Origin of the sequence: Bittarella sp. HCP28S3_D9, assembly GCF_052065655.1 — a bacterium.
GTDB classification, from domain to species: domain Bacteria; phylum Bacillota; class Clostridia; order Oscillospirales; family Ruminococcaceae; genus Bittarella; species Bittarella massiliensis.
Window position 1 is genome coordinate 30,983 of the sequence record NZ_JBQHTP010000003.1, and the last position, 25,429, is coordinate 56,411.

Annotated in this window: 23 protein-coding genes; 6 read left to right on the plus strand and 17 right to left on the minus strand. The window is 61.7% G+C overall.

The window, feature by feature from the left end; all coding sequences use genetic code 11:
- Window positions 1-76: 76 nt before the first annotated feature.
- The 9 genes from ACTNAU_RS02940 to ACTNAU_RS02980 are packed head-to-tail and all read right to left on the minus strand — an operon-like array spanning window position 77 to window position 8,690.
- Window positions 77-568, minus strand: coding sequence for a hypothetical protein (locus tag ACTNAU_RS02940; protein WP_185915444.1), 492 nt, complete (start codon window positions 566-568; stop codon window positions 77-79).
- Between the two features lies 1 nt (window position 569).
- A complete protein-coding gene (locus ACTNAU_RS02945) occupies window positions 570-1,370 on the minus strand; it encodes a hypothetical protein (protein ID WP_185915443.1) in 801 nt (266 codons plus the stop codon).
- A complete protein-coding gene (locus ACTNAU_RS02950) occupies window positions 1,349-2,836 on the minus strand; it encodes an O-antigen polysaccharide polymerase Wzy family protein (protein ID WP_185915442.1) in 1,488 nt (495 codons plus the stop codon). Before ACTNAU_RS02950 ends, ACTNAU_RS02945 begins: the two co-directional genes overlap by 22 nt.
- A 36-nt stretch (window positions 2,837-2,872) precedes the next feature.
- The gene (locus ACTNAU_RS02955) at window positions 2,873-3,961 is read right to left on the minus strand and encodes a glycosyltransferase family 4 protein (RefSeq protein ID WP_185915441.1); all 1,089 of its coding nucleotides are present in this window, start codon (window positions 3,959-3,961) and stop codon (window positions 2,873-2,875) included.
- A gap of 18 nt (window positions 3,962-3,979) precedes the next feature.
- A complete protein-coding gene (locus ACTNAU_RS02960) occupies window positions 3,980-4,975 on the minus strand; it encodes a glycosyltransferase family 2 protein (protein ID WP_185915440.1) in 996 nt (331 codons plus the stop codon).
- Window positions 4,976-5,009: 34 nt separating this feature from the next.
- Entirely contained in the window at window positions 5,010-6,023 is a 1,014-nt protein-coding gene (locus ACTNAU_RS02965) for an alcohol dehydrogenase catalytic domain-containing protein (RefSeq protein WP_441097504.1), read from the minus strand.
- The gene (locus ACTNAU_RS02970) at window positions 6,016-6,729 is read right to left on the minus strand and encodes an IspD/TarI family cytidylyltransferase (protein ID WP_441097505.1); all 714 of its coding nucleotides are present in this window, start codon (window positions 6,727-6,729) and stop codon (window positions 6,016-6,018) included. Before ACTNAU_RS02970 ends, ACTNAU_RS02965 begins: the two co-directional genes overlap by 8 nt.
- A 3-nt stretch (window positions 6,730-6,732) precedes the next feature.
- Window positions 6,733-7,608, minus strand: coding sequence for a LicD family protein (locus ACTNAU_RS02975; RefSeq protein ID WP_441097506.1), 876 nt, complete (start codon window positions 7,606-7,608; stop codon window positions 6,733-6,735).
- Between the two features lie 41 nt (window positions 7,609-7,649).
- The gene (locus ACTNAU_RS02980) at window positions 7,650-8,690 is read right to left on the minus strand and encodes a glycosyltransferase family 2 protein (protein WP_441097507.1); all 1,041 of its coding nucleotides are present in this window, start codon (window positions 8,688-8,690) and stop codon (window positions 7,650-7,652) included.
- A gap of 230 nt (window positions 8,691-8,920) precedes the next feature.
- Between ACTNAU_RS02980 and galE the strand changes: the two genes are divergently transcribed.
- The 4 genes from galE to ACTNAU_RS03000 all read left to right on the plus strand — a co-directional run bounded on the left by galE (window position 8,921) and on the right by ACTNAU_RS03000 (window position 12,379).
- Complete coding sequence (gene galE, locus ACTNAU_RS02985; RefSeq protein ID WP_185915435.1) at window positions 8,921-9,934, plus strand: UDP-glucose 4-epimerase GalE; 1,014 nt, start codon at window positions 8,921-8,923, stop codon at window positions 9,932-9,934.
- Between the two features lie 602 nt (window positions 9,935-10,536).
- Window positions 10,537-11,274, plus strand: coding sequence for an AAA family ATPase (locus tag ACTNAU_RS02990; protein ID WP_441097579.1), 738 nt, complete (start codon window positions 10,537-10,539; stop codon window positions 11,272-11,274).
- A 29-nt stretch (window positions 11,275-11,303) separates the two neighbouring features.
- On the plus strand, window positions 11,304-11,648 hold the full coding sequence (locus ACTNAU_RS02995; protein WP_441097508.1) for a PAS domain-containing protein: 345 nt from the start codon (window positions 11,304-11,306) through the stop codon (window positions 11,646-11,648).
- A gap of 62 nt (window positions 11,649-11,710) precedes the next feature.
- Window positions 11,711-12,379: a hypothetical protein gene (locus tag ACTNAU_RS03000; protein ID WP_441097509.1), complete on the plus strand. Its 669-nt coding sequence runs from the start codon at window positions 11,711-11,713 to the stop codon at window positions 12,377-12,379.
- A gap of 173 nt (window positions 12,380-12,552) precedes the next feature.
- On the opposite strand, the gene abc-f is transcribed toward ACTNAU_RS03000, so the two are convergent.
- From abc-f to ACTNAU_RS03015, 3 genes are all read right to left on the minus strand, one after another.
- Entirely contained in the window at window positions 12,553-14,214 is a 1,662-nt protein-coding gene (gene abc-f / locus ACTNAU_RS03005; RefSeq protein WP_441097510.1) for a ribosomal protection-like ABC-F family protein, read from the minus strand.
- Window positions 14,215-14,531: 317 nt separating this feature from the next.
- Window positions 14,532-15,479 carry a nucleoside hydrolase gene (locus ACTNAU_RS03010; protein ID WP_216400703.1) on the minus strand — a complete coding sequence of 316 codons (948 nt, stop codon included), beginning with the start codon at window positions 15,477-15,479 and terminating at the stop codon, window positions 14,532-14,534.
- Between the two features lie 20 nt (window positions 15,480-15,499).
- Window positions 15,500-16,432, minus strand: a complete 933-nt coding sequence (locus tag ACTNAU_RS03015; RefSeq protein WP_185915430.1) for a nucleoside hydrolase — start codon at window positions 16,430-16,432, stop codon at window positions 15,500-15,502.
- Between the two features lie 229 nt (window positions 16,433-16,661).
- Between ACTNAU_RS03015 and ACTNAU_RS03020 the strand changes: the two genes are divergently transcribed.
- Window positions 16,662-17,660, plus strand: a complete 999-nt coding sequence (locus ACTNAU_RS03020; RefSeq protein ID WP_185915429.1) for an NAD-dependent epimerase/dehydratase family protein — start codon at window positions 16,662-16,664, stop codon at window positions 17,658-17,660.
- A gap of 86 nt (window positions 17,661-17,746) precedes the next feature.
- On the opposite strand, the gene ACTNAU_RS03025 is transcribed toward ACTNAU_RS03020, so the two are convergent.
- From ACTNAU_RS03025 to ACTNAU_RS03045, 5 genes are all read right to left on the minus strand, one after another.
- Entirely contained in the window at window positions 17,747-18,352 is a 606-nt protein-coding gene (locus tag ACTNAU_RS03025; protein ID WP_185915428.1) for a nucleoside 2-deoxyribosyltransferase, read from the minus strand.
- A gap of 124 nt (window positions 18,353-18,476) precedes the next feature.
- On the minus strand, window positions 18,477-19,082 hold the full coding sequence (locus ACTNAU_RS03030; protein ID WP_216400699.1) for a nucleoside 2-deoxyribosyltransferase: 606 nt from the start codon (window positions 19,080-19,082) through the stop codon (window positions 18,477-18,479).
- The gene (locus tag ACTNAU_RS03035) at window positions 19,083-19,601 is read right to left on the minus strand and encodes a nucleoside 2-deoxyribosyltransferase (RefSeq protein WP_185915426.1); all 519 of its coding nucleotides are present in this window, start codon (window positions 19,599-19,601) and stop codon (window positions 19,083-19,085) included.
- Window positions 19,602-19,844: 243 nt separating this feature from the next.
- Window positions 19,845-20,027 carry a hypothetical protein gene (locus ACTNAU_RS03040; protein WP_185915425.1) on the minus strand — a complete coding sequence of 61 codons (183 nt, stop codon included), beginning with the start codon at window positions 20,025-20,027 and terminating at the stop codon, window positions 19,845-19,847.
- Window positions 20,014-23,154, minus strand: coding sequence for a hypothetical protein (locus tag ACTNAU_RS03045; RefSeq protein ID WP_441097511.1), 3,141 nt, complete (start codon window positions 23,152-23,154; stop codon window positions 20,014-20,016). Before ACTNAU_RS03045 ends, ACTNAU_RS03040 begins: the two co-directional genes overlap by 14 nt.
- Window positions 23,155-24,147: 993 nt before the next feature.
- On the opposite strand from ACTNAU_RS03045, the gene ACTNAU_RS03050 reads away from it, so the two are divergent.
- The gene (locus ACTNAU_RS03050; protein WP_441097512.1) at window positions 24,148-25,383 is read left to right on the plus strand and encodes an RNA polymerase sigma factor; all 1,236 of its coding nucleotides are present in this window, start codon (window positions 24,148-24,150) and stop codon (window positions 25,381-25,383) included.
- The last annotated feature ends 46 nt before the right edge of the window (window positions 25,384-25,429 follow it).

Here is a 25,429-nt window from a genome sequence, read left to right on the forward strand (position 1 = left end):
AAAGCAACTGACAAGAATATTGACAAATGAATTTTTTGATCTCACACTGCACCGCCTTCTCTCTGTACCAAAACGGTCATCGGTAGGTGACGACTCCACACACCTGAACGGCTTCCTGTTTCAGCAGGGCCAGGCAGCGCTCGAACGAATCGTGCTTGGTCGAACCGTACTTTTCGATGAAGACGACCCCGTCTGTCAGGCGGGCAGCCTCCACCGCATTGGCAAAGAGGGCGAGGGGTGGGACATCCAACAGATAGCAGGTCTCCGCATTCTCTGCCAAGAACTGCTTTAATCCCGCCAAATCGGCGATCTGCTCGACACCGGGAACGGGTTGAGCCAGCGACTCCTTCCCGTCGGTGAATCGAATCAGGCGAACACCCTGACTCTCCAACCGCTCTCCCAGGTCGAGGAAAACCTGCTCTTTCTCGCTTTGCAGCCGGGTGCTGGTGGTGACCGCTAGACAGCGCGCCTCCTTCTCCCGGTAAAACTGCAAAATCTGGTTGGCGGCAAACTGCCTGCTCTCTGCCAGTTTTTCCTCTCTGGTCAGACGGACGCGTCTCTGTACCATCTCAAACCCCTCCTCTGTCGCCCTTCAACTTGGGCAATTCTCCCAAGACAGGCACGTCATACATCTGAAAATCGCTTTTGCGGTTGATTGTCGGGAAGAACAGGGCGATGCCCATCACGGCAATGATTGCAACTGCGGCACCGGCAATGCCAAAGACCACGGTATATTTAACAAACCCCGTCTTGCTAAAGGCGTTGCTCTTTTCGCGAAGTTGCAGCGTCTCGCTATCCGATTTTACCGTTTTGATGTGCTGCAGCTGGGCAAAGTCAAAGTCGTTGTTCGCCTGGTTGACATAGTTGTAATACCCCTGAGAAACCGCCTTGACAAAATCGGTGTCCACCGAAGTGATGGAAACGGTGATCAGATAGCTGTCTTTGACCTGCTCGACTTTCACCAGGTTTTTCAGGGCCTGGTGTTTCTCTACCGCCCCGTCGGGGTTGACAGCGCGAAGCTGCTTTTCCATCTTCTCTTTGCCCACAATTTCCTCGGCAGAGGTAACCACGTAATCAAGACAGACATCAGAAGTCAGAATGGCAGTATAGCTCTTGGTATAGTCCAATTGCATTGCGCTTAGGGAGGAGGTCGACAAGCCCTTGCTCTGGTAGGCCCTATCGCTGAGCTTTACGTAATAGGTGATGGTCTCGTTGTACTGGCCGGGCACTGTCTGCCCCGTGACCCGCTTGGGGTTGCCGGATAGGGCCAGGCCGCCCAGCAGTCCAGTCACTAGGGCGATCGCAATAATCAGAAGCTTGTGCTTCCAGATGGTATAAAACGCATCTTTCAAGCCGAATCTCTCAAACATCTCGTGTCTTTCCTCCTATTTGTCAAATACTCTGCCTGCATATATGGCAGCTGGCGATACGACTTCGCACATAAACTTCCTACAATATAGCAAAATACCACCGCTACCCAAAACCGCGGAGTGATGATAAACTCTATCCAGCCCGTGGCAGAATCGCGGGGGACCAAAAACAAAGTTGTGGCGGCCATCCAGCCCAAGACAGAGCGAAAGCCACCCTGGTAGATGAGGTACACCAGATATCCCAGGGCAACGCCGAGCAGAATGCCAAACAAGAACATTCCAACGTAGCCAAAGTCGGCATAGGTCTCTAGAATATAAGAGGAGCCCCAACCCTCGCCCTCTAGATAGGTGTCTTTGGCCACATAGGACATACTGTGGGCAAAACTGTTTCCGTACACGGCCTTGTAGACACTGTTGCTCTCCCCCAACGGGGTGGCGCCAAATAGGGCCTGTGCAATGGTGCCATGCTGAAACTCGTCAATAAACCCGCCAAAAGTATAGCACTTGGGGACCACATTCGGCAAATTGGGGAGAGCCAAAAAGGCCATACAGAGCACATCAAAGGACACCCCTTGCCGGTAGATGAGTTCGACCAGGGCGGAAAACAGTCCCATCCGCTCTACCTGCACGTCGGCCCGGATAAAATTGTACATGGCCAAAAAGATAATGGCCGCGGGGATGGCCAATACGATGGCCGTCTTCTCAAACCGCCCAATCCACTTCTCCCGGGGATACTTTTGCAGCACATCCCGGATATAGTAATAGAGCAGGGCAAAGAGCAGGTTGAGGACAATGGGGTTTCTCGCGCCGATGATGAGCATCGGCACCGCAGAGAGCACATACAGGACCAGGGGGAACACTGTGCGGCTCTTTTTGGGCAGCGTGCTGAGGAAGATGCAGAGGGCCGGTTTCATCAGCCCCGACAAAAAGCGGACCAAAAAGGGCATCTGCGAGGCAAACGCAATGTAAAAGTCTGTGTACTCCTTCCCGCGCATAAAGAGGAGCTTCTCCAGCTCCATCACGAGATAAAAAAACATTGCCAGATAGAAGAGGCAGAGGGACACCACCTGAACCGACTCGTTCTTGCTCTCCTCCCAGCGGGGGTTGGAGGGCGGCCTTTTAATAGGTCTGTGCAGCCTTTCAAACATTGCCGTGCCAATCTGTAAGGCCATCAGAGACAGGAAACAGGCATTGAGGGCAAAGTGCACAGCGCTGCTCTCAAAGTACCACCATTCATTTCCCCTAAACATAGAGACTGTCGGTCTGCCCAGCAAAAAGACAAAAAAGGTAAAGTTGAATACCAGGAAGAACACCCGTTTTTTGGCGCTGGCGAATCCGTAGATGAGGTTGCTCAACAGCATGAGCAATACGCCCACTAAAATGATGTTGTAGCGGTCAATCACATGGCCAATTCCAAATACCGCCAGAGAGGCTATAAAGCTGCTGTACTGAAGATACTTTTTCAAATGATCCCCCCTTCCCAATTGGATCGACTGGAATTTCTACACAGACTCCAGTATATCCTTCCATTTCTCAATCACGACTTCCTGAGAAAATGGAGCTATATTCTGCAGACTGTTCTCTGAAAAAGAACGGCGAAGTTCTTCATCTCCAACCAGGCGCTCGATCCGCTCTGCCATCCCCTCCACGTCCCCCACTGGGACCAGGTAGCCGTCTACGCCGTCGCGCACGATCTCCCTCGGCCCGGTCGCGCAGTCGAAGCTGACAATGGGGAGGCTGTTTGCCTTTGCCTCCAGCAAAACCATGGGCAGGCCCTCGTGATAGGAGGTGAGAACGGCGGCGGCATATTGGGAGTAGATCTCCTCCATCGACTTGACTGACCCCTTTAAGATCAACTGCTTCTCCAACCCCTGATCTCTAATTTTTTCCTGTACAGTGGAGAATTCCTCCCCATCGCCATAGATGTGCCACTGCCAGTCAGGGTGGTCAGGCAGTACCCGTTTGGCCACATCTACGAGCAGAGGGTACCCTTTCACCGGGTCAAATCGCCCCACAGAGAGAAGCTTCTTCGATGCCATGTCATAGGGCTTTTTTCCTTTCAGCCAGGCGGGGTCAATACAGTTGTAGTTGTAGTCGACCCGCTCTTCCCCCAGGTGAAACTTTTTGCGATAGGCCGCCTGATCTTGCTTGGTGAGGGTCACTATCTTATCGGCAAAGCGCGCCGACAACCACTGGTTGAGATGGCCGAACCAACCGTAATAGCTGTTTTGCAAATTGGAGTGCTCGCAGCAGACAGTCTTGACCTTCGTCCCCACCGCTGCTGCCAACAAATAGGCATTGGTATTGACCCCAACCGAGAGGGCCACGTCAATTTTTTGTTCCTTCAAATAGCGGTGCAGGGGGGAGATGGTCTTGGTCAGCGCCTCCCGCACACGGGCATTGTGATCCAAAATTTGAAAGCAGCGCACCCGCTCGTCAAAAGGGAAATAGGGGGGCGTCTGCAGGGAATTCCACAGTCCCACCACATGAACACAGTAGTCCTTGCAGAGGGCGTTGGCCATGACAGAGAGGATTTTTTCCCTCCCGCCGAAGATCGACAGATCATCTTTTACCAGGCAGATGGATTTCATTTGAGAACACACGCCTCCTCATCCCCTCGCCGTCTGGCGGCGTTTCTTTGCAATCTGTCGCAAAAACAGCCGGGGATCGACGGCAATCATCAAATAGGCGATTTTCTGATTGCGGGAATTGTAAGGATTTTTCAGGATGGAAAGGAGATTTTTGCGCACTTGGCCGGCGATTTCTCCCACCTCCCGGCGGTAGTCGTCCCAGTGCGCAGGGTCAACTTGCGAAATGCGCTCTAGCACCTGCTTTTTCGCCCACCAGAGGCGAAACTGCCCCACCGCTTCCAGCGCGGGGAAGTGCTCCCGTATCAACTGCAGATTGTGCTCATGTGCGGCAACCACATCATATACCTTTGGCTGAAAGGCGCCGATAGTGATGCTGTCCTGGCGCCGCTGATAGAGATACTTTGGGGCGGTGTCCACCACTACCCTGTCTGTCCGAACCAGCAAGTCCACAATGACAAAGGCGTCCTCATAAAGTCGCCCAACCGGATAGCGGACTTCGCCAAACAGGGCGCGCTTATACAGCTTGTTGACGGCAAAAAGCCCTACACTCCGTCCGGAGAGAAGGTATTCCACCGCCTCCTCCGCCGTGTAGAGAAAGTGCCCTTGCTGAATGTCCTGCGGCACCTTGACGTCTCCATAGCAGTCGTAGAGACCACAGACCGCCATATCGGCTTTGGCCTGAACAAGATCTTGCAGAAGGCTCTCGTACATGTCCGGGGCAATCTCGTCGTCGCTGTCCACAAAGCCCAGATACTCGCCCCGGGCGGCGTCGATCCCCGCGTTGCGCGCATCGCTCAAGCCGCCATTTTTTTTGTGGATCACCCGCACCCGCCGGTCTCCCTGCGCGTAGGCGTCACACATCTGACCGCAGCGGTCCGGCGAACCGTCATCCACCAAAATCAGTTCAAAGTCGGAAAAAGTCTGGTTGAGAATGGACTGCACACACCGGTCCAAATAGGCCTCCACCTTGTAGACGGGTACGATAACGCTGATGGTGGGGGTGGCCTCTTCCATTGGCAAACGCTCCTTTCCCCTGGACGGGTTTCTCTTACATCCTCCACTCGAACACCGTTTTGAAGGGGGTGTTCAGGTCGGTGCGAAAGACCCGCTCGATGTCTCCCATCTGGCAGACCGGGTCGTCGATGCTGATGATGCGGTTGAGGCGGTTTTGCACGGCGGGGTCGCCCATCAGGCGGATGGCCTCGACAAAGTCCTCCCGCCCGGAGCGGCTGCTGCCGGCCAGAGTGAGTCCCTTTTCCAGCACGTCCCGGGTGTTGATGGCCACCTTGTTCTCGCTGACACCCAGCAGGATGACCGACCCCTGGGGCTCGATGGTGCGGATGATGTCGTCGATGGCGTAGTAGCTGCCCTCGCCCCCCGCGCACTCAAAGGCGTGATCCACCGAAAAGCCCTGTGGCAGGTCGTCAGCGAAGTGGATGGCCCCCACGAATGAGAACATGGACAGTTTGCGGGCGTTCTTCCCCACCACGTGCAGCTCGATTTGTGGGAAGATGGAGCGGAGGGTACAGGCCAACACAAAGGCCATGCTGCCGTCCCCCCAGATGCCGACGCGGTCCCGCCGGGCGTGGGCCAGCCGGTCAAACCGGCGGGCCGCCTGGACGGTGACGCTGACAAACTCGGTGATGGCGGCAATATGGTCGGGCACCCCGTCGCAGGAGACCAGCCGGTCCGCCGGCAGGTCGATATACTCCCGCATAAAGCCGTCGTACCCGCTGGAGAGGAACCGGCTGTCCCGCCGGTAGTTTTCAGAGATGATGGGGTCAGGGCTCTGGGGGCTGTTGGGGATGGCCACCACCCGCGCCCCCGGCGCAAAGGTCCCGGTGGGGTCTTGCAGCACCCGCCCGCAGCACTCGTGGATCAGGGCCATGGGCAGCTTTTTGCGGAGCACGTCCTGGCTGCGCTGCCCCAGAAAATACCGCTGATCGGCATGGCAGAGGGCCATGAATTGGGGGCGGAGGATCACCTTGTCCGCCAGGTCGGTGGAGGCGTACTCGATGGAGAACACCCCCGGGCTGACCAGCTGGTAGATGTGGTTAATCAACGACCTGTCCCCCCACCATGGCCTGGGCGATCTTGTAGTCGCTGACCGTGGTGATCTTCAGGTTGGAGACATCCCCCTCCACCAGCCGCACCGGGGTCTGGCGCACCACGCAGATCTTGCAGGCGTCGGTGAGGACCGCCTTCTCCTCCTCGTCGAGGCTCTGGTAGAGCTTTTTGAGCAGGGAGATACGGAAGCTCTGGGGGGTCTGCCCCTGATACATCAGCCGCCGGTCGGGGATCTGGGAGATGGTCTCGCCGTTTTCGGAGACGACGATGGTGTCCACCGCAGAGACCACCGTGTCGCAGGCGCCAAAGGCGCGGGCGGCCTCGATGTTCTCCTCGAGGATGCGCAGGGTGACAAAGGGGCGCACAGCGTCATGGGTGATGATGAGGTGATCGTCCGACTCGCCCCAGTCCGCCTCGATCTTGTCGACGATGTTGAAGATGGTGCTGTTGCGGTCTCCCCCGCCGGGGACCAGGATGACCCGCTCTCTCTGGGGCACCTGGCGCTCCAACAGGTCCTGCATGTGGCCCACCCAGTCGGGGTGGACCCCCACGTAGACCCGATCCATCTTGTCACAGAGGAGGAATTTCTCCAGGGTGTGCAGGATGATGGGCTTGTCCCCCAGGGGGAGAAACTGCTTGGGCATGTCCGCAATGTTCATCCGGGAGCCGGTGCCGCCGGCCAAAATCGCGCCAAAAATCATGATTCAATCCTCCGTGCAGTAGTAAATTCCCTTGTACTGCTGGTAGCCGTGCTCCAAATCGCAGAAGAGGCAGTCGTGGTGGGCCACCTGTTTTTCTTTGGGGGGCAGCTGCATGTAGTCGCCAAAGGCGATCGTCAGGTACTGGTCATACCCCACCGGCAGGGGCATGGGGTGCCCCTCAAACTCCCGGTAGACGGCGCTGTCAAAGGCCGCCCGGGGGTACTCGTTTTGCATGTAGTGGGGCCCGGCGCAGAGCTCGGTGATCTTTTCACACTGGGCGATGGGGTACTGGGTCATCTTCCGCTCGGCCAGCTTCCAGAGCTTGTAGCGAAGTCCTTTAAAGGGGACGCAGGTCAGGGCGATCTTCGCCAGCGCCGCCACCTTCTTGCCATGGTTGGTGGGCACCTGCTGGGCGCAGTAGAGGGAGTAGAGCAGGGCCCAAAACTTCTGCCGCTTGCGCTTTCCAGGGTCGCCGGGACAGCCGTCCAGGGGAAGGATATCCAGCACCACCCCGTGGGGGATGTCCATCTGCTTTTGGTAGGGCTTGATATAGGTGGTCTCGTTGTCCTTGATGGTGATGAAGAGGTTGCCGTCCACCCGCTCCCGGGTGGGGTAGCAGATGCTGTACCGGCGGGTGTCGGCCTTCTGGGGCCAGACCTCCTTGAGCCGCTCGTAGTCGGGACGGGGCATAAAGACGTCCACGTCGTCGTCCCAGGGGATGAACCCCTGGTGGCGCAGCGCCCCAATGCAGCAGCCGCCGCAGAAGTAAAAGAGCAGCCCGTTTTCATCGCATATCTTTTTGAAGTAGAGGGCCATCTCCAGCCCCTTTAGCTGGAGCTCCCGCAATTTTTCCGGGGTGAAGGTATAGCTTTCGCCCATCCTCTCGCCTTCCTCTCTATATTGGCCGCCTCAAATTTCCTCTAGACCGGCTGAAAGGTCTTGCCGGCGAACTGAAAGATCCCCTGCAAAAAGCCGAGCCCATAGGAGATGTGGAGGATGAAGTGCACCCACATCAGCCGCAGCTTGTTGACAAAGCCCTTCACCCGCTTGTTGGAGAAGGAAAAGTAGATGTCCAGCAGCAGATAGAGGCCCATCACCCCGCCAAAAACCCAGCGGGCCGGCGAGAAAAAGAGGGAGAGGAGCCCGAACAGGGCGATAAACAGCACAAAGCTGATGGGTACCAGATGGGAGAGACGGGCGGGTTTTTTGTGCTTTTTGATGACCGCCACCTTCCAGACACCGTACTCGTAGTACTGCTTGAAGACCTTGCGGTAGCTGTCGCGGGGGTAGTAGCGGCTCTTGATGGAGGGGGTCATGTACACCTTGCCCCCGTGGGCGTGCAGCCGCATGTTGAACTCGTCGTCCTCGCTGCGGGGGAAGTCCTCGTCGTAGAGGCCCAAATCGAGGATGGTCTGGCGCTTGTAGGCGCCGAGAAAGACGGTGTCCACATAGCCCTCGTAGTCCGCAATGTGAAATTTCCCGCCGCCTAGGGCAAAGGGGGAGTGGTAGGCGGCCGCCACCACCTTCTGCACTGCGTTTTTGCCACAGGCGATCATCGGGCCGCCCACGTTGTCGGCGCCGGTCTTTTTGAGGGTGGCGATGGACTGGGAGATGTAGTCGTCGGCGTATTCCGAGTGGGCGTCCAGGCGGACGATATACTCCCCCACAGCGGCGCGGATGCCGATGTTGAGGGCCAACTGCACCGTCCTGCCCGGATTGCGCAGGCAGTGGATAAAGGGGTACTTCTCCTGGTACTGGGCGATGATGGCGGTGGTCTTGTCCTCCGAGTCGCCATCAACAAACAAGACTTCCATCCGCTCACGGGGGAAGTCCTGCTTCAGAATAGACTCTATGCAGGGGCCGATGTAGGCCTCCTCATTTAAGATGGGGACGACCACAGAAACCTCAATGGCAGGGTCTGCCTGAGATCCTGTCTCTCTCTGCTCGGTCAGGTCTGTCATGGTTTTCCTCCACAAACTGTCTTTTTACACGAAAAAGGGCAAATTTATTTATCAATTATACTCTAAGCCCCCCTCAAATTCAATAGGACAGGCCCGCTTTCCCCTCTGGATGCCCGTTTATTCAGGGTTTCTTCACATTTTTGGCGGCTGGACAAACCGCTGCTCTCCCATTATAATATAGGCAGTTTTCCATCTGCCAAAACCGGATGAAAGGGAAAGAAGGACATCTTATGAAACTGCTGATCACCGGCGGCGCCGGTTACATCGGAAGCCACACCTGCGTGGAACTGCTGAACGCGGGACACGAGGTGGTGATCCTGGACAACCTCTGCAACGCCAGCCCCAAAGTGGTGGAGCGCATTCAGGAGATCACCGGCAAACAGGTGACGTTCTGCCAGGTCGACTTGTTGGACTACGCCGCCACCGAGGCGGTCTTTCGCGCCCACCAGTTCGACGGGGTCATCCACTTCGCCGGGCTCAAGGCGGTGGGGGAGTCGGTGGAGAAACCGCTGGAATACTACCACAACAACCTGACCGGCACCCTGCACCTGCTCAAGCTGATGAAAAAGTACCAGGTCTTTACCCTGGTGTTCTCCTCCTCCGCCACGGTGTACGGCTCGCCGGCCACCGTCCCCATCACTGAGGATTTCCCCCTCTCGGTGACCAACCCCTACGGCGCCACCAAGTTGATGACCGAGGAGATTTTGCGGGACCTCTACCGGGCCGACCCCCGCTTCTCCCTGGTGATCCTCCGCTACTTCAACCCCATCGGCGCCCACGAGAGCGGCCGCATCGGGGAGAACCCCAAGGGCATCCCCAACAACCTGATCCCCTACATCACCCAGGTGGCGGTGGGCAAACTGCAGTACCTGAACGTGTACGGGGAGAACTACCCCACGGTGGATGGCACCGGGGTGCGCGACTACATCCACGTGGTGGACCTGGCCAAGGGCCACATCAAGGCGGTGGAGAAGCTGGCGGGCAAGGCCGGGGTGCACGTCTACAACCTGGGCACCGGCAACGGCTATTCGGTGCTGCAGGTGGTGGACGCCTTTGAAAAGGCCAGCGGCCAGAAGGTCCCCTACAAGATCGCCCCGCCCCGGGCCGGCGACATCGCCGAGTGCTGGGCCGACGCCTCCAAGGCCAAGGCCGAGCTGGGGTGGGAGGCGGAGTACGACATCCAGCGGATGTGCGTCGACTCCTGGCGGTGGCAGAGCCAAAACCCCAACGGCTACGACGACTAGACGAAAAAACAGCTGTAAAAGGGCCTCTTTGGGGCCCTTTTGCTTTTTGCACAAAAAACAGGCAGAAGGATTGTTCAATAAAAATATTGATTTTCGTGCAGTCAAATTATATATTATAGGTAAGAAAAGGGTTTCGTACCAAACCTCCTTTGGTTGTATACCAAAACAGATAATAGGTGAGGAAATTCGTGTACCAAGGCCCTTCAAGACGGAGCCTTATCCACCGTTCAAGGCAAATGTGCAGTGCGCACAGGAGGTATTGTCCAATGGGTAGGTCTCAAATCTGAAAGACAGGCAACCCCAGTTGATTTCAAACTCCGCCCATAGCTTGTCTTTGCCAACAGATGCAAAAAGGAGTTTGCAGGTGTGCGTAAGAAAGAGCAGGACCGCCGTTTGGAACTGCTCAGGGCCATTCCCCCAAAGGGGTGGTCAAGTTTGGCAGCCTGATTTCTGAAATCGGACGAATCGGAAAAGAGGGCCCCGTACGGGGCCCTCTTTTTTTGCCTGCACCCCCTCCACCCCCTTCGCCCCGCCCGCCGCGATTGCGCAACAGGGCGGACAGGGGGTATAATGGGCCCAAGGGGGGAAGGGCTGTGAACGAACTGTTTGTCACCGAGGTGGCGCTGGACCGGGCCGCTCTGCGACAGACGGGCGGCTATTTGAACGACCTGCCCTGCCTGCGGGAGCTGGAGGCGCTGGCCTTTCACCGCCCGGTCACCTATTTTGTGGGGGAGAATGGAACCGGGAAGTCCACCCTACTAGAAGGGCTGGCCGTGGCCCTGGGCCTCAACCCGGAAGGGGGCGGGCGCAACTTTCACTTTGCCTCTAAGGAGACCCACTCCCCCCTGCACCGCTGCCTGACGGTGACCAAAGGACCCTACCGCCCCCAAACCAGCTACTTTCTGCGGGCGGAGAGCTTTTACAACCTGGCCTCCGAGGTGGACCGGCTGGAGGGAATCGGTGCCCCCGGCCTCTTTGACAGCTACGGGGGGCGCTCCCTGCACAGCCAGTCCCACGGCGAGGCCTTTCTCTCCCTGGTGCTGGGGCGCTTTCCCCCGCGCGGGCTCTACCTCCTCGACGAGCCGGAGGCAGCCCTCTCCCCCTCCCGGCAGCTGGCCCTCTTGCGGCAGATCCACCTGCTGGCCGAAGGGGGCAGCCAGTTCATCATCGCCACCCATTCCCCCATCCTGATGGCCCTGCCCGGCGCCGCCGTCCTCTCCTTTGAAGAGGGGGGCGCCATCCGCCCCACGGCCTATCGGGAGACCAGCCACTACCAGGTCACCCGCGCCTTCTTGGAGGCGCCGGAGCGGATGCTGCGGGAACTGCTGGACGGGGAGTGACCACACTGTAATCCAAGGAGGAACACACGATGGAAAAATTGGAAATGTTAGAAGCCATTCTCGACAGCTACCCCTACCGGGTGGTATTTGTGGACTGCGACCACGTCATCCGCTACCTGAACCGGGCCGCCAAATACCACTACTACCAGGTGCGGGGGTACCGGGATCTGATTGGCCGCTCCCTGTTTGACTGCCACCAGGAGCTCTCGCGGGAGCGCATCGAGGCGGCGGTGGAAAAGCTGCGCCACCACGGCAACGAAATCCACCTGGGGGTGACCCCAGACAACCAGCGCTACTACATCAACCCGGTGCGAAACGAGGAGGGGGAGCTGCTGGGGTACTTCGAGCGCTTTGAGCTGAACTTGCAGAAATAGCGCGCCGCGCGGTGCCGCCGGATCCGGCGGGACAGCGCCCTTGTCAGAGAGAAGAAAACCCTGTGAAAAAACACCTGATCGCCCTGTTGTGTCTCACCCTGGCCCTTTTGGTGACCGGCTGTGGGGAAAAGAGCGAGGCCTTTTCTTTTCCCGAAGAGGGGAGAGAGTATATCGACACGGCAGAGCTCCCCCGCGTCTATGCCGACCCGGCCGGCTACCGGGGGAAACACGTCAAGCTGGTCGGCCGCGCCATCAGCATGCTGGAGCGCCATACCGGCGAATCGTCCTTTCTCTTTATCCCCGAAGGGTACAGCTCCCCCATTGCCGTCCACTCCGCCGACTCCTCCCTGCAGATAGAGGAGGGGGACATCCTCCTGGTTGACGGGAAGTTTTGGTCCACCAAAAACACCGGCACCGACCTGCCCCACCTCGCAGCGGCCGATCTGACCCACTCCGCCTACAAAGACGCCTTCCGCCCTACCCTCAAAGAAATCAGCCTCGCCCTCACCCAGGTACAGGAGGGCTGTTCGGTCACCGTCGAAAAGGTCGAATTTGCAAAAGAGGAGACGCGGCTCTACCTGCGCATTCAAAACACGGGCGGCGCCAGCATCTCCTACTGGAACGGCTATCTGGTGCAGGGGGGACCCAGTACGCCGAAACACACAACGCCGAGGCCCGCTACGAGGTCCTTCCCGGCGACATTTTGCCCGGCGTCACCGCCATCAGGGTAGTGGTTTTTCCCGCCCTAAAGGATCCTGGAGCACTGCAGATCTATCTTCAGATCCTGTCTGAAGACTGCGCCGCAGACTTCGATCCCTTTGTCTTCTCCCTCTCCTGACAAACTGCAAGCCATCCCCCGGCAGAATGTTCTGCCGGGGGATGGCTTTTTGCAAAAGGGGGGGGGTCAATCCCCCTCCCTGAGGGCGCGCAGTTCCTCCGCCGCCTCCCGGTAGGCCTCTTCCAGGGCGGCTTTTTTCTCCAGCGGCGCGGCGGAAATCTCCACTGCCAGCTGGCTCAACCGCATCTCCAGCACCGTTTTGCGCAGGGCGGCGCTCTGCCCTGCCCTGCGGGCGGGCCTCTCCTGCTGACGGCGCCAGTCGGCCAGCCCGCCCGCAAAGGCGGTGAGGCCGCCCCCGCCGATATAGAGCAGCCGGTCGGCCACCCTCTCCACAAACGCCTCGTCGTGGCTGACCAGCAACAGGGTCCCGGTGTAGCCCTGGAGCAGGGATTGCAGGGCCTCCACCGCGGGGAGGTCCAGGTAGTTGGTGGGCTCGTCCAGAAAGAGGAGGTTGCAGCCGCCCACCAACAGCTTGCAGAGGGCGACCTTCATCCGCTCCCCGCCACTGAGCACCGCCAGGGGCTTGTTGACCGCCTCCCCCCGAAAGAGGAGCCGCCCCAGCACCGTGCGCACCAGGGTGGGGGACTGGAGGGCCCCCTCAAGGGCGTTTTCGAGGACGGTGCGCCCCTCGTCCAGCTGTTCAAACCCCTGGCGAAGAAATCCCAGCTTGGCCTGAGGGGAGAGATGGTACTCGCCGGCCAGGGGGGCCATCTCCCCCGCCAGGGTGCGCAGCAGGGTGGTCTTGCCCGCCCCGTTGGGGCCGATGAGGGCGGTTTTGCTGCCGGTCGGAAGGGTGAAGGCAGCCCCCTCAAAGAGGGGGACGCCGGCGTGACCCACCGCCAAATTCGCGGCGGTGAGGGCGGTGCGGGCCCGCAGCGGGGCCGGGTCGATGCGCAGGGCGATGCCGTCCGCCTCAAAGGGCTTCTCCACCCGCTCCATCCGCTCGATGCGGCCCTCCAACACCTTTTTGCGGCGGGCGATCTTGGCCGACTTCTGGGTGGCCTCCCGCTTGTGGAGGCGAGCCTCGGAATTGCCCATCCGGCTGGGGGCCTTCCTCACGCCGTCGGCCCGGCGGGAGACCTGGCGGGCGGCGGCCAGCAGCCGGGCCCGCTCGCCGGTGTACTCCTCCCACTGCTGCTGGGCCCGCTCCTCCTCCCGGGCCCGCTGGCTGCGGTAAGCGGCGTAGTTGCCGGGATAGGCCCTCACCTGGCCGTCCCGAACCTCCCAAATGGTGTCGCAGAGGGCGTCCAGCAGGGCCCTGTCGTGGCTGACCAACAGCAGCGACTCCACCTCTGCCAACCGGCGGCGGATCTCCGCCTGCCCCCGCTCGTCCAGGTTGGCGGTGGGCTCGTCGCAGAGGAGGAGGGGGGCGCCCTCCTCCAGGGCGGCGGCCAGCTTGACGCGGGTCTCCTCGCCGCCGCTGCGGCCTGCCTGGCGGGCCAGGGGCCCCGCCCCCAGGGCGGCCAGCGGGCCGGCCATCTGCGCGGGGTCGGCCGCCTCCAACTGCCGGCAGTAGGCCAGGGGGCACCGCCGCTCCACCCGGCCGGATTCCGGCTGGCGGACACCGGCGATGAGGTCGAGGAGGGTAGTCTTGCCACACCCGTTCTCCCCCACGATCCCGATGTGGTCCCCCGCCAAAACCGTCAGTTCGGGGATGTCGAGAAGCCGCCGCTCCCCGATAAAATAGACCAGCCCGCGGATCGAGACCAGCACGTTTCGTTCAGACAAGTGAAAAACCTCCCTTGCAGGGTCACCTGCAAGGGAGGGAAAAGACAGAGGGCGCGCGAAAAAAGGGGGACTTGCGTCCACCGCACACCGTGCTATTTTCCCCTTTGCCGCGCAGGTGACCAAACGGCCCCCCTATTGAGAGAGGGCGTTTTGTCCGTTTTCAGTGGTTGCGCGCAAAGGTCAAAACAGTCTCATTCGCGGTGTGGTTACCTCGCCTTTCTTCGTTTCTTCGAGTACGAGTATACCAGACATCCCCCCGGGTTGCAAGGGGAGAAAAAGGGCGGGCCCCGGCGCCATGCCGGGGTCCGCCCTCGATGTCAGCGGTTTAAATTGGCCAGGCTGTTGACGATCAGATCGATGAAGCGGGGGCGGTCCACATCCTCGCCCATCTTGGTGTTGGGGGGGAAGTGGCGGTCCTCGGTGTGCTTGTAGGTGATGACCGTCTTGCCCTCGGTGAGGATGCCGCGGGTCTCCACATCCACGTGGACATCCACCGTCTGCACCACCGATTCGTCCATCACGTAGGCTGCGGTCACTGCGTCGCAGAGGATGCCGCCGGGGCGACCGTTCTTCTCGGCGTAGCCGACCCGCTCGCCGATGAGCTCGGCCGCCACCTCTGCCACCGGGCCGCCGGCGGCGCGGATGCGCGCCAAATCGTCGGCGGTGACATAGGCTTTAAAGCAGATGTCCAGCCCCATCATCGCCATGGGGATGCCGCTGGCAAAGACGATCTTGGCGGCGTGGGGGTCGGCCCAGATGTTGAACTCGGCCGCGGCCGTCCAGTTGCCCAGGCCCTTGGCCCCGCCCATGATGGAGATGCGCTTGACATAGTCTTTTAAGTTGGGGTATTTCAACAGGGCATTGGCCACGTTGGTCAGGGGGCCGATGGCCACGATCTCCAGCTCGCCCTTGCAGGCCACCGCCTGCTGGTAGATGAAGTCCCAGGCGTACTGGTCCTCCACCTGCTTGTGGGGCTCCGGCAGGGTGACCGAGCCCAAACCGCCCGCGCCGTGGACGTTGCCGGCGGTGCGCTCCCCGCAGAAGAGGGACTGGCTGGCCCCTTTGAGGACGGGGATGTCCTCCCTGCCGGTGAGCTCGCACAGCTGCAGGGCGTTTTTCTCGCAGAAGGACAGGGGCTTGTTGCCGCAGACCGGGGTGATCCCCTTGATGTCAAAGCGGTCGTCCCCCAGCAGCATAAACAGGCAGATGGCGTCGTCGGTGCCCGGGTCGCAGTCCAGAATAATGGGGCGTTTGTTCTGTTCCATTCTCTTCTCTCCTCCCTTTCTCAGGCGTTTTTCAGCAGTTCGCGCACCGCGTCCACATAGCCCTGGCGGTCCACGTCCAACACCACGGTGTGGATGTGGGGGCGGTCGCTCTGGTGCAGCCCGGTGCGGGCGTCGCAGACGCTCATCCCGTCGCAGAGGTCGGAGGCGCACTCGATCTGGATGTCCGCTTTGACGGCGGTGAAGAGCTCGGGCTTTAACAGGTAGATCACCGGCACCGTGTCGAAGATGAGGGTGCGCTCGCCGGGGAACTCACCCCAGCCGTCGTTCAGGGAGTGGTGGGTGATGCTGTAAAACGCCTTGGCACAGGGGTTGTCAAAGCCCTTCCAGCTGTCGTTGTCGGCGGGGGTGATATAGGCATTTGTGCAGACATCCAGCCCGCACATAGCCACCGGCAGCCCAAAGGAGAAGACGGCCTGGGCCGCCTCGGGGTCGGCGTAGAAGTTGAGCTCGGCTGCGCCGGTGGTGTTGCCGAAATACATGCCGCCGCCCATGAGGACGATCTCCTCCACCTTCTCCCGCACCAAGTCGGGGTGTTGGAGCATCAGCTTGGCGATGTTGGTGAGGGGGGCCAGGGGGATGAGGGTCACCTTCTCCTCGCTGGAGCGGAGCACGTCCACCATGAACTCGACGGCGGATTTCTCCTGCAGGGGGCCTACCTCCTCGCTCAAATCGGGGATGGGCAGCCGGTGCCCCTCGGGGTTGCCGACCCAGCGCTGGCGGACCAGGGGGTTTTGCGAGCCCCGGGCCACCGGGATGTCGGCTTTCAGGTAGCGCACCAGCTCTAAGGTGTTCTGGGTGGTGTTTTCGATGGGCTGGTTGCCCATGCAGGTGGTGATGCCCAACACCTCCAGTTCGGGGCTGGCGACGGCCAGGGCGACCGCGCAGGCGTCGTCTCCGCCGGTGTCGCAGTCAAATAACACTTTTTTGCTCATTGTGCAGACTCCTCCATTTCTTGGCATATGGCTTTACCAAATCATTATACTTTAGAATCGGGGGCGCGTATAGGGGATGGAAGCGTAGAAGATACGCTGAAAAAAACAGCCAAAACGCACAAAAGCCGGCAGCCAGATTCTCCGGCCGAGGGGCGGGCGTTTTACAAATTGTCCATCTATTAATCACAAAGACGGACTATACTAACAGCAGATGAAAGGGGTGCTTGCGATGAAAACACTGTACATTGTAACCGGCGCCTATGGCCACCTGGGCAACGTGGTGGTGCGGCTGCTGGCCAAACGGGGCGAGTGGGTGCGGGGGTTGGCCCTGCCGGACGACCCGGCTATTCCCCTGCCCGACGGGGTCGAGATCGTCCGCGGCGACGTCTGTTGCCCGGCCAGCCTCCACCCCCTCTTTGAGACCGAGAGCCCCTGCCGCCGGGTGGTGATCCACACGGCGGGGATCGTGAGCATCGCCTCCAAATACCAGCAGAAGGTGTGGGACGTCAACGTGGGCGGCACCGCCAACCTGCTGGCCTTCTGCCGCCAGTACGGGGTGGAGAAGATGGTCTATGTCAGCTCTGTCCACGCCATCCCCGAGCGGCCGGAGGGGCAGGTGGTGGTGGAGACCGACCACTTCGACCCCGACTTGGTGGAGGGGCTCTACGCCAAGACCAAGGCAGAGGCCACCTCCCTGGTGCTGGAAGCCGCCAAGGACGGCTTGCCGGCGGTGGTGGTGCAGCCCTCGGGGATCGTGGGGCCCTGGGACTTTGGCCACGGCCACCTCAACGCCCTGGTGGCCGACTGCGCCCGGGGCAAGCTGCTGGCCGGCGTGGAGGGCGGCTACGACTTCGTGGACGTGCGGGACGTGGCCGCCGGGGTGGTCGCCGCCGCCGACAGAGGGCGGGTGGGGGAGTGCTACATCCTCGCCAACCGCTATTTCACCGTGCCGGAATTTTTGGAGCGCTGCCACCTGGCCACCGGCTGCAAGCCCATCCGCCACACCCTGCCCCTCTGGTTTGCCCGGGCCACCGCCCCCCTGTCGGAACTCTACTACAAGATCCGCAAGGCCCCGCCCCTCTACACCCGCTACTCCCTCTACACGCTGGAGACAAACGCCGTCTTCTCCTGGCAGAAGGCGGCCGACGAATTGGGCTACCACACCCGCCCCATGGAGGAGACCCTGCGGGACACCGTGCACTTCATGCGGGTACAGGGCCGCTTTTGACAGCCATCGACAAAAGGCCGCCGGTCAAGAACCGGCGGCCTTTTTGGGTGCGTCTCGCAGCGGGCCCGCAGGTCGGGCAGCGCCGGTCACTCCTCGACCTGGAAGGGCTCGTAGCCGGCGGCGATGAGCTCGGCGTCAAAGTCGGCCCGGGCGCGCTTCATGGCGTCCTCCATAGTGCCCTCGACGATGGTGAAGGGCACGCTGAACATCAGGTTGAGGGGGTAGTCAAAATCCTCGATGGTGCAGCCGTTCTCGTCCACCCACTTGCCCTCTTCGTTCTGGCGCTTGGCGCCGGTGAACCGCTCGACCATGGGGCGGGCGTCGTCGATGAAGGCGTAGCAGCGCTGGCCTAGGGCGTAGGCGGCCCCGCACTCGACACAGGTGCCGGAATCGGGCTCCTGTCCGCGGCGGAAGTCGTTGAGGTTGGCGATGATCATGTCCGAGCGGCGGACGTGGTTGATGTCGTGGATGAAGCCGCGCTTCTCCTTCTCCTCGCGGGAGTCGTCCTTGGGGACATAGTCCTTGAACTCGTCGTCCCGGGCGGGGTTGGGGGGGTAGATGCCATCGATGCCGTACTTGTGGCTCAGTTCCACATAGTGGGCGCCGATCTCATCCCCGTTGGGCCAGAACATGTCCGGCCCGGCCAGGTAGGCCACCGGGCGGCGGACAACGCCGTTTTTGTCGATAAACAAGGCAAACACGCCTCCTTTTTCGGGGTTTTTCCGGTCGGCCGCGCGCAGCCGCGCCGGCCGGGGAGGGAAAGGGGCCGGCTGTCGACCGACCCCTCCAGAGGGCCCAGTGAAGGGCCCGGTGCAATTACTCCTCGACCTGGAAGGGCTCGTAGCCGGCGGCGATGAGCTCGGCGTCAAAGTCGGCCCGAGCGCGCTTCATGGCGTCCTCCATAGTGCCCTCGACAATGGTGAAGGGCACCCCGAACATCAGGTTGAGGGGGGAGTCGAAGTCCTCGATGGTGCAGCCGTTCTCGTCCACCCACTTGCCCTCTTCGTTCTGGTGCTTGGCGCCGGAGAAGCGCTCGATCATGGGGCGGGCGTCGTCGATGAAGGCGTAGCAGCGCTGGCCCAGGGCATAGGCGGCCCCGCACTCGACACAGGTGCCGGAATCGGGCTCCTGCCCGCGGCGGAAGTCGTTGAGGTTGGCGATGATCATGTCCGAGCGGCGGACGTGGTTGATGTCGTGGATGAATATCTTCTTCTCCATCTCCTCCGAGCTGTCGTCCTTGGGCTCGTACTCTTTGAACTCGTCCTCCCGGGCGGGGTCGGGGGGGAAGATGCCGTCGATGCCGTACTTGTGGCTCAACTCCACATAGTGGGCGCCGATCTCATCCCCGTTGGGCCAGAACATGTCGGGGCCGGCCAGGTAGGCCACCGGGCGGCGGACAACGCCGTTTTTGTCGATAAACATCTAGCAGCCCTCCTTTTCCATGTCCTCTTTGGCCCGGAGCAGTGCGTCGCGGAAGGTCCCCTCCACCATGGTGGCGTGGCCGGAGATCATCAGGTTCAGGGGGCCGCCCTCCAGGGTGAGGCCGTCCTTGTCGCGGCGGCGGCCCTGCTCGTCGAGGTAGGTCTCCTCGGTGAACTTCTCGCCGCAGCCGCGCAGGTCGTCCAGGTAGACATAGATCTTCTTGCCCCAGATATAGCCCGCGCCAATTTCAAAGGAGGTGCCGGAATCGGGCTCCCACCCGCGGAAATTGTTCATATCGGCCACGATCAAGTCGCAGTTTTTGATGGATTCGATGTTCTTTTCAAAAATCACCTTGGCGGTGTCCCGCTTGGTCTTGCAGCTGCTGAAATCGTAGTCGGCCGCCACCGACGGCTCAAACCCCAGCTCTTCGCAGATGGCCTTGTTGGCGGCAAAAATCTCCTCGCTGTTGGGGAAAAAGCACTCTGGCCCAGCAATATACACCTTGGGCTTCTTGTTCATGCTACACACTCCTTTTTCTTCTCCTTTGGTTTCTTGACCCATAAAAGAAATACAAGTTCAGTATACCTGTCCCCTTCCAACAAAGTAAATGCACGAAAGGGCCAAAGAAAAAGGAAAATTCCCGTCACTTTGATGAAAACGATTTCGCAAGCGTTTGCCGAAAGCGCTTTCTTTCAAGTACACGAACCCCCTGCACCGCTGTATCTGCGGCACAGGGGGTTCGCTTTTGCGGGGCGCTCAAATCTAGGGGCGGTCGCTCTCCCGCTCTTTTTTGCGCCCGCGCAGGGCAATGGCGAGGGCGCCGGCGGCCAGGGCCGCCAGGAGGGCCAGGATCAGCAGGCTGTCCAGAGGGCAGCCCCGCATCCACCAGAGGACGGCGGCCAGGCCGGCCCCAGCGGAGAAAAACAGCAGGTCACACCACTTCATGCTCTTCCTCCTCTTCTCTGCGCTCCCACACCAGCCGCAGGGCAACATAGACGCCGGTGATGGCGGCGCCCAGCAGGGCCAACCAGTGGACGATGCAGCTGCCGGGCGCATGCCCGGCGTGAGCACCGCCGCCAAAGGGCAACTGCTCCCCGGTGTAGGGGGCGCTGCCCGCCTGGGTGGTCTCTCCCAGGTCGACTGTCTGCCCGCCGCCATCCGGGCCGGGGGCGTCGCCCCCTTCCCCCTCGCCGGGGGTGGGAGAGGGCGGGGGCGCAGGGGTGTCCCCCTCGTCCTCTTCCACCAGTTGGTACCAGAGGAGGATGGTGGTGGTGTTCCCCTGGGCGTCCGCCGCCCCCCAGCGGATGAGGTAATCCCCCGGGTGCGCGGTGTCGATGGCGGCGATGGGGCGGCCCGAGAGGTCGCTCATCTCCACCGGGAAATAGGTGAGGCCGTCGTCGGGCGCCGGCAGGCCGCTGACGATTTGATAGCGCCCCTCCATCAGCTCCCTGGCCTCTTCGCTGGCAAGACTGCCGCCATAGGGCGGCTCCTGGCCGATGAGGACGGTGATTTTGTCCCGGATGAGGGCGTGCCGCAGCCCCTCCTCGTCGGTCTCAACGGTGGGCGGCAGGGGGTAGAGCCCCCCTTCCCCGCCGTCGGGGGAGTCGGTGTCGGGCCACCCGTCCGGGGCGGGGCGGCCGTTCTCGCCCTGATCGCCGCCGGAGGAATTCTCGCCGCCGTTTTCCCCCTGGCCGCCGCCGGAGGAGTTGTCGCCGCCGTTCTCCCCCTGGCCGCCCGAGCCACCGCCGGAACCGCCGCCCGAGCCGCCGTCCGGGCGGTCGGGCACGATCACCACCGGCGGCTGCGCCGCCTCAATGATGCGGTAGGTCAGGTGGATGGTGGTAGTGTTCCCCGCCTCGTCGGTCACCGTTTGGGCGATCACACAGCTGCCCACCTCTCCGGTGGGGAAGGACCCGCCCCGCAGGTCACCGCTCATGGAGACCGGCCCCCGGGAAAGGGCGTCGGCGGGCCAGGGGAGGGAGGAGGTGATCTGGTAGCGCTGTGCCAGCCAGGCCTCCGCCTTCTCCTCTGTCAGCAGCCCCCCAAAGGAGGGGTTGGGGCGGACATACTCCACCACCTCGTCGTAGATGTCCCGGTGCAGGCGGTTGGGGTCTGTCTCGTCGGGTTTGAGGGTGCCGTCGGGCAGCTCATCCGGGAGAGGGGGGAACCCGTTCCCCTCCCCGCCGCCGGGGGTCACCACCGGCGGCTCGATGCCGCTGTCGTAGACAAAGTGGTAGGTCAGATGGATGGTGGTGGTGTTCCCCGCTTTGTCGGTGGCGGTGCGCTCCACCAGATAGGTGCCCTGGCGGGCGGTGTCCATGGTGTCGGTGGGCACCCCGCCCTTGGAGATGGTCAGCTCACCCCAACTCAAGGCGTCGTCCGGAGCGGGCAGGGTGGAGGTGACCTGGTACCGGCGGGCAAAGAGGGCCTCCATCTCCGCCTTTCCGTAGCTGCCGCCGCCGGCGGCCGGGGTGGTGATCAGCTCGGTGATCTCGTCGTAGATGTCCCGGTGCATCTTCCCCTCGTCGTCAACGGAGGGGTCCGGCTGCTCGTCGGGCAGCTGGTCGTTGGGGACGTCGGGGTGATAGCCCGGTTCCCCCTCGCCCGAGGGGGTGGGGCCGCCCACGTCGGGGGATCCGCCGCGGAGGATGTAGAGGAAGCACTCCTTGGGCAGAGCGGCGTTGCCGTCGTCGTCCACCCCCTTGAGGGAGAAGGTCAGCTTGTAGCTGCCCGCCGGCAGCTCCACCGCCACCGGCTGGGTGGAACGGTTGCCGCGCTGCACCGGGAAGGAGGAGGCGGTGAGGCCCAGGCGCTCCAACTTCCAGCTGATCTGGTCGTCCGGCAGCTGCACCCGATCTTGCAGCCGCCCGCTCAAATCGGTGTACTGGGGCAGGGCGTTGTGGACAGCCGGGGTCTTGACGCCGTTTGTGGAGAGGTGGGTGATGGGGGCGTCGTCCCCCGCGATCATGTCAAAGGCCGTCCGCGGGACAAAGCCGCTGGGCAGCTTCTCCCCGTAAAAGACGAGGCTGTCGTCGGCCACGATGACAGGGGCCACGTCGGTGCGGGTGACGGTGAGCACCTTGTCGTCCGGCGTGGCGTTGCCGGCCGCGTCCACCGCCCGGAACTGGTAGGTACCCAGGGCGTCGCAGTCGTTTAGCGCTTGGTAGTCGCGGGAGGAGGCGCCGGTGTCCCCCGGCTTGGTCCCCCCCGGGGTCAGGGTGTAGGTGGTCATGTCCTCCCAACTTGTGGCGCCAGGGCGCTTGACCTGGATCTTCCAGACGCCCGAGACCCCGTCCTGCGCCCGCAGGGCCAGGGTGGAGCGGTCGGTGAGGGCCAGGGTGGGGGCGGTTTTGTCGATCCCCACGCTCTCGCTCATGATGCCGGTGGTCCCCCACTTGGAAGAGAAGCGGCTGCCGTCCTGTTGGACGTAGAAGCTGGTGGTGGTTTTGCCCTCTTTGGTGAAGGTCTTGCCCATCCTGTCGGCGAGAACGCCGTCGAAGTAGGCCAGGTCGTAGTCGTTTGTCTGGATGTTCAAATCCACATTGCTGGTGTACCAGCTGTTGTTGCCCGCGGTGCCGGTGAGGGTGTAGTTGACATCGCCGGGGAAGACGCCGCCCTTCACCATGTCAGGGCCGATGTCGTGCAGGACATACGCCGACCGGTAGCTGCCAAAGGGGTCGTCCTCCACCTTGAGCCCCAGCTTGAACTGGGTCTCGGGGTCGCCGGTGACCTTGATTTTAAAGGTGGTGGAGACCTCGTCGTTGCCCACAAAGTTGAGGGCGATCTTCTTGGTGCCGCTGATTTGGGTGGTCTCGAACCCCTCGCTGACAAAGCCCGCCTGGTCGCCGAGGGAGAGGAAGGCGGGGATGGTCTCGCCGGCGGCGGCCAAATCGCTGTTTTTGAGGGTGACCCGGACCACCGCCTCCTGTCCCCGGCCGATGCCGCCGGTGATGATCCGGGTCTGGTCCTTGGGGTCGAGGTATTCCACCTTTACAAATTCGGGGGCAAAGTGGTCGTAGCCGATGGAGTTGAGTGTGACGCTCGACTGACTCTTGCTAAGAACGCTATCCACCTTGCTCTTTCGGGTAAAGTTCCAGTTTGACAACAAGATGCTGAAGCGCTGATTGATGTCAAGTCCCAAAGGTGGGTATCCGTCCGCAGATTTGTTTTGATTGCTGGAAGATGTTGTTTCCCCCGCAAACTGGGCGGACATGACTTGACTTTGGACATCCCAGGCAAGGACACTGCTTTTATTGCTGCCATACGCGTTCGCCCCACCATTGTGCCAGGCATATCCACTCGCTACGCCCGGTCCGGTGGTGCCGTAGTTCAAATCGCCGCCTACGGCAGTAATGCCAAGACCTGACCAAATTCCATTGAGCTTAACATCGTGAGTGGAAACCAGCGCCAAAAGCCGTGTTGCGCCAGTTTGGTCCTCCAGCAGGTAGAAAAGGTTATTCGCATCCAGTCTGTCGCCGTCCAAAGCGGCCATCGGTGAGATGGAATAGGAGATGGCCATCTTCCAACTGGCTGTCAGCGGAACTCTCCACTTTGAGGTGATATTGCCAGAGCACCCTTTGCCGGAAGTCTCTTCCCCATAGTTTCCCTGGTAGTCCTGGTCATAGGCACTCCTTGTGCCAGAGATAAGGTCAAACGTTCCTCCTACCGGTGACAGGGCACTCCCGGACGCCTCGAATGTTTGGGCCATTTTATCCATGCTGATGTTTTGGTGAAAGCCCTGCACCAGCACATCGCTGGCCTCTTTTGCCGGCCCTTCCGCCAGCCCCGTCGTCGGGAGGGCGGAGGTGGCAAGGCAGACTGCCAGCGCCGTGGCCGCCACCCTGCGCGCCCCCTGTCGCCAACCTCTGTTTTCCCGTTTCATCTCTATTTCACGCTCCCTTGCATTCTTTTGCAGCTCGATTCTCAATAAGAAGGTCGAAACAGAGAAAAAGGGGTCAACTTTTTCAAAATCTTCGCAAAAAATTTTTCCAGTGCGCCATTTACCCCGCCTTGTGGTATACTGAATAGCAGATTTTGTCGAAAAAAGAGGGGGAGAAAGGGGATCATGCCAGTGGTCAAACAAGACCACCGCTCTCTGGGGGAGCTGGCGCGCCAGGCCGCCGAGGGGGACAGGGCGGCTTTTGAGGCGCTCTACCGGGCCACTGCGGAGGCGCAGTACTTTCAGGCGGTCGCCCTGTTGCGGGACGAACACCTGGCCATGGACGCAGTGCAGGAGAGCTACCTGGCCCTGCACCACGCCCTGCCGGACATTGAAAAGCCGCAGGCGGTGGTGGCCTATCTCAACCGCTGCACCTTTCAGTGCTGCCGGCGGCTGCAGCGAAAGGCGGGGCGGGTGGTCCCGGTGGGGGAGGAGGCGCTGGAGCAGTTGCCCCAGCGCGCCAGCACGGAGGAGCTGGGTCGGCGGGAGACCGCCCTCGCCCTGCAGCAGGAGCTGGCGCGGCTGCCGGAGGAGCAGCGGCTGATCGTCATCCGCCACTACTACCTGGGGGAACGGCTCGCCGACATCGCCGCCGAGATGGGGATGTCCCTCTCCACCGTCAAGCGCCAACTGCGGCAGGCAAAGGCCCGGCTGCGCCGGGGGCTGGGCCAGTTGGCAGTGGTGCCGCTGGGGTTGGCCCTGCCCCGCCAGCTGCAGACGGCCGCCCACACCCTGGGCAGCCGGGCAGCCCTCCCCCCTGCCCCTGTCCAGGGGCGGATATCGGGCTGGGCGGTGGGGGGCGGCGCCACCCTGACCGCCGCTGTCACCCTGTTGGCCGCCCAGCTGCTGGCAGCGCCCGGCCTCACCGCTGTCGCGCCGGGAGAGACGCCCGCGCGCACTGCCATGTTGGAGGCCGTGATCCGCGGAGGGCCGGTGGATGGGGTGTTGGCCGAAGGCCCAGGGGGCGAGAGCGCCTGGATGGTCGGGCCGGAAGGCGGGCGCTATACCCTCCCGGTGGGGGAGAACGGGCGCTACACCCTCACGGCCTTTGCCGGTGAAAGGGCGGTCTGCTCGGCAGCGGTGACGGTGGGCTGCATCGACCGGGAGGGGCCGGTCCCCCGCAGCGCCGCCCTGCAGGAGGGGCACTTGTCGGTGGCCCTGGAGGAGGACCCGGCAGGGCTTGACGCGGAGGGCTGCTACCTCTGCCGGGGGGAGGCGCGCTACCCCCTGCAGCCGGAGGGGGAACGGCTGGTGTTGGAGCAGACCCCGCCCAGTGGCGACTACCTGCTGGTGCTCACCGACCGGCTGGGCAACCGGTCCGAGACCCCCCTGTCCCTCGCTTCGCCCCCGGCGGAGCGGTAGAGGCAAAAAACCAGCCGGGCGGAGGAATGACTCCTCCGCCCGGCTG